The organism is Streptomyces prunicolor, from assembly GCF_045162825.1.
Classification (GTDB): domain Bacteria; phylum Actinomycetota; class Actinomycetes; order Streptomycetales; family Streptomycetaceae; genus Streptomyces; species Streptomyces prunicolor.
Genome location: NZ_CP108676.1, coordinates 3972525 through 3989983 on the forward strand (window position 1 = coordinate 3972525; position 17459 = coordinate 3989983).

The 17459-nt window shown below is 69.5% G+C and carries 15 protein-coding genes; 8 read left to right on the top strand and 7 right to left on the bottom strand.

Features of this window, described 5'->3' with window-relative positions:
* Positions 1–72: 72 nt before the first annotated feature.
* Positions 73–1143, bottom strand: a complete 1071-nt coding sequence (locus tag OG588_RS17825) for an esterase-like activity of phytase family protein (protein WP_405948155.1) — start codon at positions 1141–1143, stop codon at positions 73–75.
* A 72-nt stretch (positions 1144–1215) separates the two neighbouring features.
* Positions 1216–2067, bottom strand: coding sequence for a serine hydrolase (locus tag OG588_RS17830; RefSeq protein ID WP_405948156.1), 852 nt, complete (start codon positions 2065–2067; stop codon positions 1216–1218).
* Positions 2068–2212: 145 nt separating this feature from the next.
* Between OG588_RS17830 and OG588_RS17835 the strand changes: the two genes are divergently transcribed.
* The 3 genes from OG588_RS17835 (at position 2213) to OG588_RS17845 (ending at position 6650) form a co-directional block, all read left to right on the top strand.
* Entirely contained in the window at positions 2213–4534 is a 2322-nt protein-coding gene (locus OG588_RS17835) for an ArnT family glycosyltransferase (protein ID WP_405948157.1), read from the top strand.
* A 242-nt stretch (positions 4535–4776) separates the two neighbouring features.
* Positions 4777–5583: an endonuclease I family protein gene (locus OG588_RS17840; protein ID WP_405948158.1), complete on the top strand. Its 807-nt coding sequence runs from the start codon at positions 4777–4779 to the stop codon at positions 5581–5583.
* A 218-nt stretch (positions 5584–5801) separates the two neighbouring features.
* On the top strand, positions 5802–6650 hold the full coding sequence (locus tag OG588_RS17845) for an LppX_LprAFG lipoprotein (protein ID WP_405948159.1): 849 nt from the start codon (positions 5802–5804) through the stop codon (positions 6648–6650).
* 463 nt (positions 6651–7113) lie between these two features.
* On the opposite strand, the gene OG588_RS17850 is transcribed toward OG588_RS17845, so the two are convergent.
* The gene (locus tag OG588_RS17850) at positions 7114–7479 is read right to left on the bottom strand and encodes a hypothetical protein (RefSeq protein WP_405948160.1); all 366 of its coding nucleotides are present in this window, start codon (positions 7477–7479) and stop codon (positions 7114–7116) included.
* Positions 7480–7677: 198 nt separating this feature from the next.
* Here OG588_RS17850 and OG588_RS17855 point away from each other — a divergent pair, with 198 nt between their 5' ends.
* Positions 7678–8433, top strand: coding sequence for a DUF5919 domain-containing protein (locus OG588_RS17855; RefSeq protein WP_405948161.1), 756 nt, complete (start codon positions 7678–7680; stop codon positions 8431–8433).
* Positions 8426–8893, top strand: a complete 468-nt coding sequence (locus OG588_RS17860) for an NUDIX hydrolase (RefSeq protein ID WP_405948162.1) — start codon at positions 8426–8428, stop codon at positions 8891–8893. Before OG588_RS17855 ends, OG588_RS17860 begins: the two co-directional genes overlap by 8 nt.
* A 234-nt stretch (positions 8894–9127) precedes the next feature.
* Here the strand turns inward: OG588_RS17860 and OG588_RS17865 are convergent, their stop codons facing one another.
* Complete coding sequence (locus tag OG588_RS17865) at positions 9128–9664, bottom strand: HXXEE domain-containing protein (protein WP_405948163.1); 537 nt, start codon at positions 9662–9664, stop codon at positions 9128–9130.
* A 167-nt stretch (positions 9665–9831) separates the two neighbouring features.
* On the opposite strand from OG588_RS17865, the gene OG588_RS17870 reads away from it, so the two are divergent.
* Positions 9832–10614: a VOC family protein gene (locus OG588_RS17870; protein ID WP_405948164.1), complete on the top strand. Its 783-nt coding sequence runs from the start codon at positions 9832–9834 to the stop codon at positions 10612–10614.
* 69 nt (positions 10615–10683) lie between these two features.
* Here the strand turns inward: OG588_RS17870 and OG588_RS17875 are convergent, their stop codons facing one another.
* The 3 genes from OG588_RS17875 to OG588_RS17885 all read right to left on the bottom strand — a co-directional run bounded on the left by OG588_RS17875 (position 10684) and on the right by OG588_RS17885 (position 14877).
* A complete protein-coding gene (locus OG588_RS17875; RefSeq protein ID WP_405948165.1) occupies positions 10684–12369 on the bottom strand; it encodes a thiamine pyrophosphate-binding protein in 1686 nt (561 codons plus the stop codon).
* Entirely contained in the window at positions 12366–13334 is a 969-nt protein-coding gene (speB, locus tag OG588_RS17880) for an agmatinase (protein ID WP_019056560.1), read from the bottom strand. Before speB ends, OG588_RS17875 begins: the two co-directional genes overlap by 4 nt.
* A 73-nt stretch (positions 13335–13407) precedes the next feature.
* Entirely contained in the window at positions 13408–14877 is a 1470-nt protein-coding gene (locus tag OG588_RS17885) for a sodium:solute symporter (RefSeq protein ID WP_405948166.1), read from the bottom strand.
* A gap of 157 nt (positions 14878–15034) precedes the next feature.
* Between OG588_RS17885 and OG588_RS17890 the strand changes: the two genes are divergently transcribed.
* Both OG588_RS17890 and OG588_RS17895 read left to right on the top strand, forming a co-directional pair.
* Positions 15035–16582: a PucR family transcriptional regulator gene (locus OG588_RS17890; RefSeq protein WP_405948167.1), complete on the top strand. Its 1548-nt coding sequence runs from the start codon at positions 15035–15037 to the stop codon at positions 16580–16582.
* Positions 16583–16648: 66 nt separating this feature from the next.
* Entirely contained in the window at positions 16649–17440 is a 792-nt protein-coding gene (locus OG588_RS17895) for a phosphatase (protein WP_405948168.1), read from the top strand.
* Positions 17441–17459 lie beyond the last annotated feature (19 nt).

Here is a 17459-nt window from a genome sequence, read left to right on the forward strand (position 1 = left end):
GCGGGTCCGTTGTGGCTGGTCGCGCCCACGCGGCGGAGCCGCGAATCGATACAGCCCCGCGCCCCTGAAAGACTAAAAGGCGGGGGTTGTGCGGACCCGGAGGTAGTAGAAGCGGGTCGTCTGGACCGTGTTCTGGTTGTCGTCGCTCACCAGTAGCACCTTGTAGGCGCCCTTCTCCTTGCCCGTGATCACCATGCCCTCGATGTTGTCGAGGAGGGGGTTCGGCTGGGGTTGCTTTGCCGTGGCGCCGAGGGTCGGGCAGTCGGCGATGTCGGCCAGCAGGGTCTTCTTGATCAGGTGGACGCCGGGCTGGCCGGTGAGGGTGTCGATGCCGCTGGTGTTCGTCGCGTGGCGGGGGTCGGCCAGGTAGAGGCGGACGGTGTTGCCGACGCCGCTGGTGAAGCCGCGTTCCAGGACGAGGAGGCGGCCGTCGGGGAGGGCCTGTACCTCGGGGACGCCGAGGAAGGAGGCGTCCGGCTTGTAGGCGTACTGCGCGGCGAGCTTGAAGTGGTCGCCCTTGGTCCGGGTCCAGGTCTGGAAGCGGACGGCGCCCGAGGTGTCCCCGGCGATCGGGTACTCCATCGACGCGAGGAGGGTGTGGCCGCCGGGCAGCAGGGTCAGGCCCTCGAAGGTCTGGTTGGAGACGGCCCGGCCCGCCGGGGCGACCAGGAGCGAGGACGGGACCGGGAGGCGGTCGAGGATCTTGCCGTCGGCGGAGTAACGGCGGATCGACGGCTCGGTCTCGGAGGTGATCAGGCGCGTGCCGTCGCGGTCGATGGCGAGGCCCTCGGAGTCGAGCGCGGCGCCGTTCTCGTCGGCGAGCGGGACGACGCGCTTCGGCTGGAGCGTCTTCGCGTTCAGATTGAACAGCGAGGAACGGTCCTCCAGGGCGGCGATCGAGCCGTCCTTGTCCACGGCGAGCGCGGAGAAGTTGCCGACGAACGTGCCGTCGTACGTCGTCTTGTCGAGCGCGTCGGAGAAGCGGTCGATCGAGACGGAGGGCGAACAGGCGTTGGCAGTACGGGTGTTGCTGGCATCGGTGGTACGGGAGTTGCTGGCGTTCGCGGGACCGGCGGCGGCGGTGAGGCAGGTGGCCGCCGCCAGGCCGGCGGTCGCGGTCGCTATTACGGTTCTCAGGCGCATGGGCGTCACCGTAGGACGGGTGGATGACGTGCGGGAGACCGCACAGTAAAGCGATGCCCTTGAGCAGGGGCTTTACGCAAGATCCTTGTGGATCGCCTTTGCGACGCCCTGGATCGTCGTGATGCCGTAGCTCATCGTGCTGTTGTCCTGGGTGAGCACGGACATCATGTAGTCGTGGCCGCCGCCGTTGAAGGTGCCCAGGCTGTGCACGCGCCAGCCGTGCGTGGAGCGCTGCAGCCAGCCGTTCTTGACGTGGACGGTGACGCCGGAGGGAGCACCGGACGGGGTGCCCCAGCGCTGGCTGGAGATGACCTGGTTCATCAACTTCAGGATGTACGCACGGGAGTTGTCGCTCAGCACCGTGTTCTTGGCGGTGACCAGCTTGAGCAGTTTCTGCTCGTCGGTCACGGTCTCCTGGGTCAGGCCCCAGTAGTTGTTCGCGCCGGGCTTGGTCTGGGTCATGCCGGCGGCGGACAGGAAGCCCTTGATCTTCGTCAGGGTCAGCTGCTTCCACAGGGTGGAGGTCGCGGTGTTGTCCGACTTGGTGATCATGGCCTTGGCGAGCGTCGACTCGCGCGTCGTCAGCGTGCGGTTGTGCTTCTTCGCGTCCCACAGCAGCGTGGCGAGGACGGTGACCTTGACGGTGCTGGCCGAGTCGTAGGCGCTCGTCGCCCGCAGGGTGCAGGTGGTCTTGGTGGTGCGGTCGTAGAGGCCGACGGCGACGGTCCCCTTGCGGTTCGCGAGCGCCGCGGTGATGTCCTTCTTCAGCTTGGCGGCGAGGCCGGCCTTGGCGGACGTACAGCTGACCGTCGGAGTGGCCGCGGCAGCGGGAGTCGCGGCGGCCAGCACGGGTATCAGGAGGCCGGCGCCCACGCCGACGGCCACCACTCTGGCTCGGCGGGATGTCCAATGAGACTGAGTCATGCATGAGTTGACTCACAGGAAGGCGTGAAAGGTTGTACGGGTTGGGGAACGGTTGTACGACGCGTTACCCGCCCCTTTGCGAATTCACAGCCGGGGGCAAGGTGCGGCACAGCACTCTCCCACCCTGCCTTCGCACGATGCGTGGGTGACATCTGCCACCGATCCGTACCCCCACACCGACCCCGCGTCCGCCGACTGGCCGCCGCCGGCCCCACCCGTCGACGCGCCACCCGAGAAGGCGCCCCGCTGGTCGCTGCCCGCGCTCGTCGCGATCCTGGTCCTGGCGGCCGTGCTGTACTCCTGGAACCTCTCCGGCTCCAGCCTCAACAGCTTCTACAGCAGCGCCATCTACAGCGGCACGCAGAGCTGGAAGGCCTGGTTCTTCGGCTCGCTGGACGCGGGCAACTTCCTCACGGTCGACAAGCCGCCCTTCTCCCTGATGGTCATGGGCCTGTCGTGCCGGATCTTCGGCTTCGGCACCTGGCAGATGATGCTGCCGGAGGTCGGCGCCGCGCTCGGCACGATCTGGATCCTGCACTCCTCCGTGAAGCGGTACTTCGGGCACGTGGCCGCGACGATCACCGCGCTCGTGCTCGCGCTCACCCCGATCACCGTCGCCATCAACCGTGACAACAACCCCGACACCATCCTCGTCCTGCTGATGGTGGCGGGCGCGGCCCTCGGCCTGCGCGCCGTGCGCACCGATCGACTGCTGCCGCTGATCGGCTCCGCGGTCTGCTTCGGCTTCGCCTTCAACACCAAGCTCCTCCAGGGCTACATCGCCCTGCCCGCCGTCTTCGCCGTGTACCTGCTCGCGTCGAGGCTCGGCTGGAAGAAGAAGCTCGTCCAACTGGCCCTGGCCACAGTCGCGTTGGCCGTCTCCAGCTTCTGGTGGGCCACGGTCGTCTCCCTCGTCCCGGCCTCGGACCGCCCGTACATCGGCGGCTCGACCGACGGCACCGCCTGGGACCTGATCATGGGCTACGACGGCTTCGGCCGCGTGTTCGGCGGCGAGGGCAACGGCGGCGGGGGCGGGGGTGGCGGCGGCGGTACGTTCGCCGGCACCGCGGGCCTCGGCCGTATGTTCAACGACATTCTCGGCGGCCAGATCTCCTGGCTGCTCCCCTTCTCGGCCATCGCCCTGATCGCCGGCCTGGTCCTGGTCGGCCGCGCCCCGCGCACCGACGCGACGCGCGCCGCGCTGGTCATGTGGGGCGGCTGGACCCTGCTGCACTACGTCACGTTCAGCATGGCCCAGGGCACGATGCACCCGTACTACACGACCGCGCTCGCGCCGGGCATCGCCGCCCTGTGCGGTGGCGGCGGCGTCATGCTGTGGCGCGCCTTCCGCAGCGGTGACGCGCGCTGGTCGTGGGTCCTGCCGGCCGGTCTCGGGGTCACCGGGATCTGGGCGATCGTCGTACTCCGCCGGGCCTCCGGCTGGAACACCTGGCTGTGGCCGACGATCGGCGTTCTCATGGTCCTCGCGATCGTGGGCCTGTTCGTGTTCCGCTCCGGCTCCGGCAATCGGGCCCGGCTGCTGACCGCGTCCATCGTGGCGGCGATCATCGCGGCCCTGGCCGGTCCGACGGCGTACGCCGTGACTCCGGCCGCGTCCAGCGGTACCGGCGGCGGCATGGGCGGCACCAACCCGACGGCCGGTCCGTCGACCGGCGGCGGCATGGGCGGCCCCGGTGGCGGGGGCGGCGGCCGCGGCGGCTTCGGCGGCGGCGAGGGTGGTCCCGGCGGAATGGCCGGCGGCGGCACCCAGCAGGGCGGCGGCCAGGCGAACGGCGAGGCGCCCGGCGGGATGACTCCGGGTGGCGGTGGCACCGGTGAGGTACCGCAGGGCGGTGGCGCGCCGAGCGGGGCGCCGACCGGTGGCACCGGCGGCACGGCCGGTGGTCAACAGGGCGGTACCACCGGGGAGTTCCCCGGCGGCGGTACGGCTCCTGGCGGCACCGGAACCGGCAGCGGTACGGCTCCGGGTGGCGGCACCGGCGGTACGCGGGGCGGCTTCGGCGGCGGCGGTGGCGGCATGGGCGGCACCACGTCCAGCGCGCTCATCTCGTACCTGGAGAAGCACCAGGACGGCGCCAAGTGGCTGCTCGCGGTGTCCAATTCGCAGAGCGCGGGCCAGCTGATCCTCAGCACCCACAAGCCCGTCATCTCCATGTGGGGCTTCACCGGCTCCGACAAGGCGATGACCCTCGCCAAGCTCAAGGAGCTGGTGAAGAAGGGCGAGTTGCACTACATCCAGCTCGGTGGCGGCGGGATGGGCGGCAACAGCACCCTGAACACCGAGATCACCGCGTGGGTGCAGAAGAACGCGACGGCGGTGAAGGAGAGCGCGTACGACAAGAGCGCGTCGACGGAGGAGAGTTCGAGCTCTTCGTCCTCCACGACCGGCACCTCGACGACCAACACGTCGACGATCTACCGGCTGGACCCGTCGGACGTGAAGTGACGCCGACGTAGCCGATTCGGACGTAGGTGACACCGACGTAGGTGACGCCGACGTAGCCGAACGGCCAACGGCCCCCGACCTCATGGTCGGGGGCCGTTTTGGTACGTCAACTCGCGTAGACACGAGGCAAATTGTCGCGTCCGGTCACCTGATCGACACGTCTCGTTTATTTACAGGACCGCATGTGCATGTCACGCTCCCGATTGCCGCCCCATTCAACCCGCGTAGATGGGACACTCTTTATGCTTGGGACACGGATCCACCGCTGGAAATCGGTGGCGTTGACGACCGCCGCCGTCCTGGTCGGCCTCACCGCGCCGACCCTGACCGCGACCCCGGCGTCGGCCACGACCACGGCGTACGACGCGACGTACTACAAGAACGCGGTCGGCAAGACGGGCACCAGCCTCAAGTCCTCGCTGCACACGATCATCAGCACCAACGTCACGAAGATCTCGTACGCGGCGGTCTGGAACGCCCTCATGGCCACCGACCAGGACCCGAACAACAGCAGCAACGTGATCCTGCTGTACAGCGGTGTCTCCCGCGCCAAGTCCCTCAACGGCGGCGACGTCGGCGACTGGAACCGCGAGCACACCTGGGCCAAGTCCCACGGCGACTTCGGCGAGGTGGTCGGTCCCGGCACCGACCTGCACCACCTGCGTCCGGCCGACGTCCAGGTCAACAGCATCCGCGGCAACCTGGACTTCGACAACGGCGGCAGCGCGGTCACCAACGGCGGCGGCAGCACCGTCGACTCCGACTCCTTCGCGCCGCGCGCGGCGGACCGGGGCGACGTGGCCCGCATGATCCTCTACATGGCCGTGCGCTACGAGGGTGACGACGGCTTCGCCGACCTGGAGCCCAACGAGAAGGTCGGCAACGGCAGCAACCCCTACATGGGCAAGCTCTCCGTCCTCAAGGCCTGGAGCGCGGCGGACCCGCCGAGCGCCTTCGAGGAGAAGCGCAACCAGGTCATCTACGACACCTACCAGCACAACCGGAACCCGTTCATCGACCACCCGGAGTGGGTCGAGGCGATCTGGTAGGTCTGTGTGACGGGTCGGGCTCCTCGCCGGTGGCGGGGAGCCCGATCGGTGAGCCGGCTGTCGTCGTTTGCCGAGTACTCCGGGCCGTTGACCGCACTGGACGCGCATACCTCACAAGACCCCGGCGGACCCCGGCAGACCCCAGTACGCACCCCGAGTTAGGCTCACGCCCTTGGCATGGATCTGCCATCTGCCATCTGTCTTGGGGGGTTGTGGGAATGTCCGTCCTTGTTTCCGTACCGCGCGGAGTGACGAGCGTGGCCTTCGCGGCCGTGCTGCTCGCGGGGGGATCGGTTGCTTGCGGTGCGGGTGCCAAGAACAACTCCGCGGTTGCCAACCCGCCCAAGGTGACGCCTGCGGTGGCCGTCGCGAAGGCAGCGAAGAACGCCTCGGACATCGCATCGCTCCACTATCGGATCAGCGGGACCGTGCCAGGGAAAGGCCGCCTGAAGGCCGAGGCCTCCATGACCACTCAACCGCTGGCCATGAGTATGAAGCTGACCACTACGGCCGCCCAGGGTGGAAACAGCCAACTGGAGATCCGGTTCGTCGACAAGGTGATGTACCTCGGCGGGAGTGCGGTGCGCCCGGACAAGCTGAACGGCAAGAGCTGGCTCACGGCCGCCCCGGCCGTATGGGGACGCGGCGGAGTGGACAACCAGTCCTACGGCATACTGCCAAGTCAGCTACAGGCAAGCCCCATTGCGCAGTCCACACTTCTGACCGGATCCAAGGACCTGCGGCTGATCGGGACCGAGACGGTCGACGGCGCCAAGACCACGCACTACAAGGGGACGGTCAACAGCAAGGCCCTGACCCTAGGGAGCCTCGACCAGTTCACACAGCTGGAAGTCTCCGACCCGCTGACCATGGACGTGTGGACAGACGGCGACGGCCGCACCAAGCAGTTCCGTATGCGGGCCCAGCACAATGACGACATGGTCGGCACCGGAGACGGGCCGCTCGACCTGACCATCACCTTCCTCGACATCAACCAGCCCGTGACCATCAAGGCGCCGCCGGCCAAGGACACCACTCCACTCGCCGCCGACGCGCAGGGAAGCTGAGCAATACCTGGCCGACGGAAGCCACGCTCAGGCTCAGCCCTCGAAGTCGTACTCCAAGATGTACGACGCCGCGTCCACCGGATGTGACTAGGCCCGACGGCGTGCCCACAGCGCGCCATGACTCCGACGGAGGATCAGGGCCACAGCACAGAGCCCCGCCCGATGCGTCGCAGGGGAGGACGCACGGGCGGGGCCGCCGACTCGCTGAGCCGTGTTGCTCGCCGTCGCTCAGCGAGCTGGAGTCACCACATGATCACCGGAACATCGGTACCGCTCGTGCACTCGGGGCAGGGCAGCATCCCGGTTTGCCGACAGCGGGAGCAGCCGTCGAAGCCGCAGCACTCGGGACACCACACCGCCCGGTGCCCGACGCACCGCTTGCAGTACCCCGGAAGTTCCTCCAGCGGCACGCCCACGAGCCCCTGCTCCGCTGACGGGTTGCGGGACCGCTCCGGGGCAGTGGTCACCCCGCTGCCTCAGCGGGCCGTTCGAGGGGGGCATCGTCATCGTCGTCGATCGCGTCGGCGTTGTCCCAGACAGGATCGGCCAGACGCGCGCCACGGCTCTCCGCGACGCGGTGCACATCGGTCAGAGCCTCGGTCAACTGCACGGCCAGCAAGTGGAGTTCGCCCGAAGTCCACCCGCGCCCGTCGAGGACGCCCCTGGCTTCCTTCATGAGGTCAGCGGCCAGGCCGAGTTGAACCGCCTCCATGTTGTCCGCAAGGCGCGCCAGGTAGCCGCCGGAACCATCCCCAGAGAGAAAACACGGCTTGCCCTCCGGACCCACCCACGGCAGGAGCCGTACTACGTCGTCGATGTGTCCCGTCATCCCGACACCTCCACCTGTCGTCAACTCCGCGTAGTTGATGGCCGCGCCCCCGGACCGTCCACCACGGTCGCGGGGGTCTTCGAGGCTGTCGCCCTTCACCCTTCCGGTCCGGCTGGGCCGTTCCTACTTCGTTCGGAGGCCGTTAGACACGGAGTAGGTCTAGCGTGAGAAGCGTGCCTAACGTCCTCGGGGGTACCTGTGAACGAAGCTCTTCGCCGTGCCATGGCTCAGGCGCGGATGTCGGACCGTCAGTTGGCAGAGAAGTGCGGCGTTGATATCAAGACGGTCGGCCGGTGGGTCACCGAAACGGGGCGCGTTCCTCGTGCCCGCCAAAGATGGGCCGTCTGCGAAGCACTCGGGGAGGACGAGGCGGTGTTGTGGCCAGCAGCCGCAAAGAAGGCGATCAAGGTCGGTCCGGACCGTGAGGTCGTGTCCGTCTATCCCTACCGCTCCGGCGTTCCGGCCTCCCTGTGGCGGTCGTTGATCACCAAGGCCGAGCGAGAGCTGACCTTCGCGGGATACACGAACTACTTCCTGTGGCTTGAACAAGCCCGGTTCGGAACCGCGTTACGTCGGAAGGCCGCCCAAGGGTGCCAAGTCCGGTTCCTGCTCGGCGACCCTGACAGCGATCTCACGCGATCACGTGAACAGGACGAAGACGTTGCACTCACCCTGTCCACCCGCATCCGCGTGACGCTCGCCGAACTGGAGAAGATCAGACAACAGCCAGGTATCAGCGCGAGGTTCAGCGATGGGCACGCGTACCTGTCCGTGTTCCGCTTCGACGACGACATGATCGTCACGCCCCTGCTGACGCACAGCGTGGGGCACGACGCCCCCACGCTGCACCTGCGTCGCCACCAGGACGACGGCATGTTCGACCGCTTCGCATCCCACGTCGACGAACTGTGGAACCGGGGCACTCAGGTATGGGACGAGGAAAACAATGGGTAGGCGCGACTACGAGAACGACCCGAACGCCCCGACTGCGAACAGCCTGGTCCCGGCTGCCTCCGCCATCGTTGTCGACGACTCCGGGCGCATCCTGCTCCAACGCCGTCGCGACAACGACATGTGGGCGCTTCCCGGTGGAGCCATGAACATCGGCGAGTCACTGCCGGAGTGTGCCGTCCGCGAGACCCGCGAAGAGACCGGGTTCGACGTCGAGATCATCGGCATCGTCGGCACCTACACCAACCCCCGCCATGTCTTCGCCTACGACGACGGCGAGGTACGGCAGGAGTTCTCCATCTGCTTCCTGGCACGCCCCGTGGCCGGGCGACTGGCGGTGTCCGAGGAATCCACGGACGTCCGCTGGTTCCAGCCCGCAGAGGTCGACGCACTCCCGATGGTCCCCAGCATCCGAAAGCGCGTGAACGACTGGCGCGACGGCAACGCGCCCGCGGCCCGGTAGTCGGAATGGCGACACCCACGGAGCTGTCCCTGCCACGACGAACGGCATGAACGCGAGCAACACCGTTCTGGCATGGACGTTGCCTCAGCCGGTCGTCCTCGCCCTCGACCACCGCTACCGGGATGTCGTTGCTCCCAGGATCGCCGCCGAGGCTCCGCTGCAGTTGCCCTGGGTTGAACTCCCCCTGATCCAGAGGGAGTTCAACCATCCCCCTTCTCGCACCCGGAACCCTGTTCACCCCCGGCGCAACAACTGCCGCGCCACCCCATGCGTCCCGACCGTCGCCGCCGCGGCGAGCGCCAGCCCCGTTGCCACATCACGCGGCCGCGCGGGACGCAGAACACCGGCCCGCCGCAGCCGGCCCCGGGCCCACAGCGTGAAGGGGACGACCACGAGGGGCGAGGTGACCACCCCGGGCGTGTATCCCCGGACGGCGGCGGCCTGCCCCAGATGCACCAGGGCGTGCAGGCCGAATCCGTTGAGGGCCGCTTGGTAGAAGCCGGAACGTCCACCCGTACGGTGTCCGTCGGCCGCGGCGATCGCGACCACCCCGCCCATCACGGCGACGGCCGTGGCGAACTCCCGCCCGTCGACGGACTCCAGCCGCCGCCACACCTGTTCCGGCACGCGCGGATACCGCTGCCGCAGCCCGGGCACGTGTCCTCGGGCCCAGCTCGGCATCGTGGCCAGCTCCTCCAGATCGTGCACCGCCCACGCGGCCAACAGCCCGAGGGCCACGCCGACTTCGATCGCCCGGCCGCCTTCGCCCACTCGTGTCCACCCATGGCGGGGAGTCCGTCAGCGCGCGGCGCCGGCATGGGCGAACGTTCGGCCGTTCGGTGGAAACCGGAGTCCTGTCAGTGCTCGTGCGCGGACGGCGCCGGTCGGGACGGCATCGTGGCTCCCGTCCCGGCCCACCCCTCGCTCAGGAGGACTTCATGCTCGGCACCGACTTCACCACCGGATCGCCCAACTGGCTCGACCTCGGCAGCCCCGACACCGACGCGGCAGCCGCGTTCTACGGCGCCGTCCTCGGCTGGCGGTTCGTCTCCGCCGGTCCCGACACAGGCGGGTACGGCTTCTTCCAGGTGGACGGGAAGACCGTCGCCGCCCTCGGGCCGCTCACCGAGGAAGGGGCGAACTCCGCCTGGATGATCCACTTCAAGACCGGCGACATCGCGGCCACCGTCGAGGCCGTCACGGCCGGCGGCGGAACCGTACGGATGGAGCCCATGGACGTCATGGGCGAGGGCATGCTGGCCCAGGCCACCGACCCGCAGGGCGCGCAGTTCGCACTCTGGCAACCGGGGAAGACCGCGGGTCTGGAACTCGCCTCCGCCCCGAACACCCTGCTCTGGGCCGAACTGCACGCCCCCGACCCGGAGGCGGACATCGCCTTCTACCAGGGCCTGTTCGGCTGGCGCAGCCAGGAGATGCAGGCGCCCGGCATGACGTACCGGGTACTGAGCACCGCCGAAGGGGACCAGCAGAACGCCTCCTTCGGCGGGGTCGCGCCGCTGGGCGACGGCGCGGGCGAACTCCCGCGCTGGGTACCGTACTTCCACTCGACGGACGTCGACGCCACGATCACGGCGGCACAGTCCAACGGCGGTTCCGTACTGATGCCGGCGACGGATGTGCCCGAGGTCGGCCGGATGGCCTGGCTCGCCGACCCCTTCGGCGCGGTGTTCGCGCTTCTGACGCCGGATCCGCGGATGTGAGACCAGGGGTACGCCGCGAAAGTGTGACACTCTGCGCCGAAGTGTCACACTTCCGCGGGGAGGGTCCCGTCACCCCAAGTGCGTAGCCGCGAACATCCGCAGCACGGCAGGGAGTACGACCACGGAGGGCCCCGGCTCCCCCAACGCCTTCGCCAGGTCCGACTCCAACGTCTCCGGAGTCGTACGAACCCCGCGCACCCCGAACGACTCCGCCAGCGCCACGTAATCCGGCCGGGTCAGTTCCGTCGCCGTCGCCTCGCCGAACGCGTCCGTCATGTACTCGCGGAGGATGCCGTAGCCACCGTCATCGACGATGAGCCACGTGACGTTCAGGTCGTACTGCTTGGCCGTCGCCAACTCCGCGATCGAGTACAGCGCACCCCCGTCCCCCGACACCGCCAGCACCGGACGCGTCGGGTCCGCGGCGGCCGCGCCGAGCGCCGCCGGGAAGCCGTAGCCGAGGCCGCCCGCGCCCTGGGCGGAGTGGAGATGGTTGGGGCCCTTCGCGTCGAAGGCGGACCAGGCCCAGTACGCGAGGATCGTCATGTCCCAGAAGGACGGGGAGTTGGCCGGCAGTGCCTTTCGTACCGACTCCAACACGCCCTGTTCCAGGGTCAGTTCCTGCGAGTCGATACGCTCCCGCACACGGCCGAGCAGCTCGGCCACCCGCCCCTCCGCCGTCGGATCCGCTCGCTCCGTCACCGTCTCCAGCAGCGCCTGAAGCCCGTGCCACGCATCCGCGTGGATGCCCAACGCCGGGTGGTTCGACTCCAGTTTGCCGAGGTCCGCCTCGATCTGGATGACTCGGCCGTGCGGAGTGAACGTGTGGTAGTTCGAGGACAGTTCACCCAATCCCGAACCCACCACCAGTACGACGTCCGCGTCCTCCAGGAAGTCGGTCGTATATCGGTCCTCCAGCCAGGACTGGAGGGACAGCGGGTGCGTCCACGGGAACGCCCCCTTGCCGCCCGGCGTCGTCACCACCGGTGCCCGGAGTCTCTCCGCCAGCTGCCGCAGCTTCTTCGACGCGTCCGCCCGTACGACTCCCCCGCCCGCGATGATCGCCGGGCGAGCGGCGCGCGACAGCAAGTCGGCTGCTACGGCGGTCAGTTCGGGGCGTGGCAGGACGTCCTCCGGGGTCGCGTCCACCGCCGTCACCACCGGGAGGAGGGTCTCGGCCAGTAGTACGTCCTGGGGGATCTCCACCCACACCGGGCCGTGCGGAGCCGTCAGCGCCGACTTCCAGGCCTCCGCGATCGCGGACGGGATCTGCGACTGGGCGCGGACGGTGTGGACGGACTTCACCACGCCCCTGAACGAAGCGGACTGGTCGGGCAGTTCATGCAAATACCCATGCCTGCCACCGCCCAGGCCCGCGGTCGGGATCTGGCTGCTGATCGCCAACACCGGGGCCGAGGCCGCCCGCGCCTCCTGGAGCGCGGCCAGTGACGTCAGCGCGCCCGGGCCCGTCGACAGCAGCAGCGGGGCCGCCTCGCCCGTGATGCGGCCGTACGCGTCCGCCGCGAACCCGGCGTTGTTCTCCACCCGTAGGCCGATGTAGCGGAGGTCGGAACGGCGCAGGGCGTCGAACATGCCGAGCGCGTGCTGGCCCGGCAGGCCGAAGACGGTGGTCGCGCCGAGCCCGGCCAGGGTCTCCACGACCAGGTCACCGCCGTTGCGGCCGGGGGGAGGATTCAGCGCGGCCTCCGTCTGAGCCGCGGTCGGGCGGAGTTCCAGGTCGTGGTCGTGGGTCACTTCGAACGAGCCTCGGCAATCTGACGGGACATGATCGTGATCAGGTCGTACGCGGTGTGCGACGCGGCCACCGAGGTGATCTCGGCGTGGTCGTACGCCGGTGCCACCTCGACGACGTCCGCCGACACCAGGTTGCAGGATGCCAGGCCGCGCAGGATCTCCAGAAGTTCGCGGGAGGTCAGGCCGCCGGCCTCGGGCGTGCCGGTGCCGGGCGCGTGGGCCGGGTCGAGGCAGTCGATGTCGATGGAGATGTACAGGGGGCGGTCGCCGATGCGCTGGCGGAGCTGGTCGGCGACCTCGTCGGCGCCCCGGCGGTACACGTCCGCCGACGTGACGATGCCGAAGCCCATCTTCTCGTCGTCCTTGAGGTCCTGCTTGCCGTACAGCGGACCGCGGATACCGACGTGCGAGAGCGCCTCCGTGTCGAGGATGCCCTCTTCGACTGCCCTGCGGAATGGGGTCCCGTGCGTGTACTCGGCGCCGAAGTACGTGTCCCAGGTGTCGAGATGGGCGTCGAAGTGCAGCAGCGCCACCGGGCCGTGCTTCTTCGCCACCGAGCGCAGCAGCGGGAGCGCGATCGTGTGGTCGCCGCCCAGGGTCATCAACCGCGCGCCGGTGCCCAGGAGTTGGTCCGCGGCCTCCTCGATGGTCTCGACGGCCTCGTTGATGTTGAACGGGTTCGCCGCGATGTCACCGGCGTCCGCGACCTGCGCCAGCGCGAACGGGGACGCGTCCTGCGCCGGGTTGTAGGGACGCAGCAGCCGGGACGCCTCGCGGATCGCGTTGCCGCCGAAGCGCGCGCCCGGCCGGTACGAGACACCGGCGTCGAACGGCACCCCGACCACCGCCACGTCCGCGGTGCCGACCTCGTCCAGCCGCGGCAGCCGGGCGTAGGTCGCGGGTCCGGCGTACCGCGGGGTGCGGGAGGAGTCGACCGGGCCGCGGGGCGTCTCGTTGCTGGTCATGGGCACTGCCTTCTTTCCTACGCTTCGTCGCGTATGGGATTTTTCCTGCAGGTTTGTACGCCTGATGACGACTTTACCGGGGAGCCACCATCGGCTCGGACACTCGTTCGGGTGCGCCGCGCCCCGCCAGCCGGTCCCGCCACGCGGCGAGTACGGCCGGGTCGGTCGCGGGCGTCGCGAGAGAGACGGTCACATAGGCGGCCAGAGACGACAACAGGCCGTAGTACACAGGCTCGTTGGCGAGGATGCCGTAGGTCGCCATCAGGCCGACGACCGCGAGGCCGCCGACGATCACCGAGGCGAGCGCACCCTGTGCGGTGCCGCGCTTCCACAGCAGACCTCCGAGGATCGGGACGAGCAGGCCACCGACGAGGAGGTTGTAGGCGACTGTCAGCGCCTCCACGACGTTGTTCAGCGCGATCGCCGTGCCGATCACCGCGACGCCCATGACGAGGATGAAGGCGCGGTTGCCCCGGACCTCGTCCTGCTCCTCCTCGTCGCCCTCCCGCCGTACGGCTCCTCTCAGCCGCGACCAGATGTCGTTGTTGGCGACCGTGGCGCAGGCGATCAGCGCGCCGGAGGATGTGGACATGACGGCGGCCAGGGCGGCGGCCAGTACCAACCCCCTTACACCGACCGGGAGTTCGTCCTTGACTATGGTCGCGAAGGCGTCGTCCGGGCTGCCGAGGTTCGGGTAGAGGACCTTGGCCGCGGTGCCGATGACGGCGCCGGCGAGGGCGTAGACGAGGCAGTAGGTGCCCGCGACCGTGCCGCCCCACTTGGCCGTCCTGTCGCTGCCCGCCGTGAACACCCGCTGCCAGATGTCCTGGCCGATCAGCATGCCGAACGTGTAGATCAGGACGTAGGTGAAGATCGTCTCGCCGCCGATGCCCAGCGGGTCGAAGTACCCGGTGGGCAGCTTCGCCTTCATCTCGCTGAAGCCGCCCGCCTTGACGACCGCGATGGGCAGCAGGAGCAGGAGTACGCCGATCGTCTTCACCACGAACTGCACCATGTCCGTCAGCGTGATCGACCACATGCCGCCGAGCGTCGAGTACGCGACGACGATCGAGCCGCCGAGGACGATCGCGAGAGTGCGATTCATGTCGAAGAGGACGTCGAAGATCGTGGCGTAGGCGATGGTCGAGGTGACCGCCAGCATCAGGGTGTAGGCCCACATGACCACGCCGGAGATGACGCCCGCGCGGCCGCCGTACCTGAGATCGAGCATCTCCGACACCGTGTACACCTTGAGGCGGGCGATGCGGGCGGAGAAGAAGACGGAGAGGGCGAGCAGGCCGAGGCCGATGGTGAAGACCATCCACGCGCCGGACAGGCCGTACTGGTAGCCGAGACCCACGCCTCCGATGGTGGACGCGCCGCCGAGGACGATCGCGGCCATGGTGCCGGAGTACATGACGGGGCCCAGGCGGCGGCCCGCGACCAGGAAGTCGCTCTTCGACTTGGCGCGGCGCATGCCCCACCAGCCCATGGCCAGCATGCCGGCCAGGTAGACGACGATGACGGTGTAGTCGACGGCCATACGGGGGCCTCCTTACGCACGTGCTCGGAGTCCCGGGAAGTCCGGGGGGAGTCTCGGGGGACGGCTTGCGCCGCGACCGACCCTAGGTGGCCGGAAAGCGGCTGCGAAGTGTACGTTTCATCCATCCGAGCCCGAGGTGATGGAGGAAACGTCCACCATGCCGGACCTCACGGTTCCGCCCACTCCCCCCGTGTATCTCTCCGCCCTCCTGGCCCGCGAGGACCTGGGGCTGCGGCAGATCGCCGGGCCGTCCGACCCCGACACCGCGATCCACTGGGCGCACGTGTCGGAGATGCCGGACCCGTATCCGTACCTGCTGGGCGGCGAACTGCTCCTCACCGCGGGGGTCCACATCCCGGAGGCGGCCGGCTCGGGCACGTACTTCGCCGACTACGTCTCCCGGATCGTCGAGGCGGGCGGCGTGGCCCTCGGCTTCGGCGTCGCGCCGGTCCACGACACCGTGCCGAGAGCCCTGGTCGCGGCCTGCGACGACTACGACCTCCCACTCCTGGAGGTCCCGCCGCCGACCCCGTTCACCCGGGTGGCCCGCGCGGTCTGGCAACTGATGGCCCAGGCCCGCCTCGCCGAACTCCGCCGCATCACCGAGGCCCAGCAGAGCCTGGCGGCAGCAGCCTCCCGCCCCGACCCGGTCCCTTCGGTCCTACGCCAACTCGCCCAGCGGGTAAGCGGTCGCGCGGTGCTGTACGGACCCGACGGCACGGAGATCGCGGCCGCGGGGCGGGGAGCGTCGGCGGTGGAGACGCGGGAGGCGCGGGAGGCGTTGGCGGGGCTGGCGCGGGTGGTACGACCCCCCGCGGCTTCGACCCCATCCCCTACGCCCCCTAATTCCTCTACGTCTGCATCCCCTACATCCCCTACATCTCCTACGTCCCCCACCTCCGCCGCCGACACCGTCCCCGGCGCCCATCTCGCCGCGTACGCCCTCGGTACCGGTCAGGGTTTCGTCCTAGGGGTCGCCGCCCCGGACCGCGCCCCCGGCGACCACACCATCGCCTCGGTCGCCGCCGTACTCCTCTCCCTCCTCACCGGCGAACACCAGAGCCGCACGGGAGCGGACCGGTCCTCGGCGCTCGTACGGCTGCTGCTGGGCGCCCCGCCGGAGGAGGTCGCGTCGCTGCTAGGCGGCGACCGGTGGCTCGTCGTGCACGCGACGCCCGACACCCCCGCCCCTGATCCCGTCGCCGCGTCCGCGCTGGGCGCCGCGCTCGGGTCGGCGTTGATCGATCTGGCGCCGGAGGTCGTACGGGTACTCCTCCCCGCCGATCGCGAACCAGCCCCGCAACCCGGCTGGACCCTGGGGGTCAGCGCCGCCGTCACCCCCGAGGAGTGGCCCGCCGCCGACACCCAGGCGGCCCGTGCCCTGGCCCGCGCCCGTGCGACCCGTACCCCGCTGGTACGACACGGTTCCTCCGGCCGCGCCGGTCTCGCCGAACTGCTCCCCCACGACGAGGCCGAGGCGCACGCCCGCACCCTCCTCGCGCCGCTCGCCGCCCACCCCGCGCTCGTCGAGACGCTGCGCACCTGGCTCTCCCTGCACGGGAGTTGGGACCGTACGGCAGTCGCCCTGGCCGTGCACCGCAACACCGTGCGGCAGCGGATCGCCCGGTGCGCGGCACTGCTGGAGACGGACCTGGACGATCCGGACGTACGGATGGAGCTCTGGTTCGCGCTCGGGCGAGTGTGAGTGATCCACATCCCAGCGTGCGGGACGCCGGGCACGCGCACAGTCCTCTGCTCCACAATGGGGAGCATGCCGATATCCGGGACCCTCAGCCGCGCCGAGCTCGTCGATCACCTTGTGAAGACCCGTATCGCGGGCGACGTAGCCACTCCCCGCGAGAACAACCTCTCCCACTACCGCAAGCTCGCGAACGGCGATCGCCACTACTGGTTCGGCCTGGAGCTCGGCAGCCGCTGGACCGACGAGCAGGACGTGCTCGCGGTGATGGCGGAGCGGGTCGGTGTGAACGACGATCCCCAGTACCGCTACGGCCAGGACACCATCGACCCGGAGCTGACCGTCGAGGGGCTCGACCGGCTGGCGGCGCGGCTGCGCAAGGCGGCCGACGGGCAGCAGCGGGTGCTCTTCGCGACCGGCCACCCGGGCGGTCTGCTCGATGTGCACCGTGCCACGGCCGCCGCCCTGCGCACGGCCGGCTGCGAGATCGTCGTGATCCCGGAGGGGCTGCAGACGGAGGAGGGGTACGTCATGCAGTTCGCGGACGTGGCCGTCCTGGAGCACGGGGCGACACTCTGGCACACGCACTCCGGTGAGCCGATGAAGGCGATCCTCACCGCCCTGGAGCGCGAGGGCCGCCCGCTGCCCGACCTCGTCGTCGCCGACCACGGCTGGGCGGGCTACGCGGGGCGGCACGGCGTCGACTCCGTCGGGTACGCCGACTCGAACGACCCGGCACTCTTCCTCGCCGAGTCGGAGGGCACCGTCCAGGTGACGGTCCCCCTCGATGACCACGTCGTCAGCCCCAGGTACTACGACCCGATGACGGCGTATCTGCTGGCGGAGGCCGGACTGTCGTCCTGAACGGCCGGGCTCAACTCCC

Excerpts from the sequence above, each read along its gene's own strand:
- OG588_RS17825 (WP_405948155.1), bottom strand. The coding sequence starts at position 1,143 with ATGCGCCTGAGAACCGTAATAGCGACCGCGACCGCCGGCCTGGCGGCG.
- OG588_RS17850 (WP_405948160.1), bottom strand. The coding sequence starts at position 7,479 with ATGACGGGACACATCGACGACGTAGTACGGCTCCTGCCGTGGGTGGGT.
- OG588_RS17885 (WP_405948166.1), bottom strand. The coding sequence starts at position 14,877 with ATGGCCGTCGACTACACCGTCATCGTCGTCTACCTGGCCGGCATGCTG.
- speB (WP_019056560.1), bottom strand. The coding sequence starts at position 13,334 with ATGACCAGCAACGAGACGCCCCGCGGCCCGGTCGACTCCTCCCGCACC.
- OG588_RS17890 (WP_405948167.1), top strand. The coding sequence starts at position 15,035 with ATGCCGGACCTCACGGTTCCGCCCACTCCCCCCGTGTATCTCTCCGCC.
- OG588_RS17830 (WP_405948156.1), bottom strand. The coding sequence starts at position 2,067 with ATGACTCAGTCTCATTGGACATCCCGCCGAGCCAGAGTGGTGGCCGTC.
- OG588_RS17840 (WP_405948158.1), top strand. The coding sequence starts at position 4,777 with ATGCTTGGGACACGGATCCACCGCTGGAAATCGGTGGCGTTGACGACC.
- OG588_RS17845 (WP_405948159.1), top strand. The coding sequence starts at position 5,802 with ATGTCCGTCCTTGTTTCCGTACCGCGCGGAGTGACGAGCGTGGCCTTC.
- OG588_RS17895 (WP_405948168.1), top strand. The coding sequence starts at position 16,649 with ATGCCGATATCCGGGACCCTCAGCCGCGCCGAGCTCGTCGATCACCTT.
- OG588_RS17860 (WP_405948162.1), top strand. The coding sequence starts at position 8,426 with ATGGGTAGGCGCGACTACGAGAACGACCCGAACGCCCCGACTGCGAAC.
- OG588_RS17870 (WP_405948164.1), top strand. The coding sequence starts at position 9,832 with ATGCTCGGCACCGACTTCACCACCGGATCGCCCAACTGGCTCGACCTC.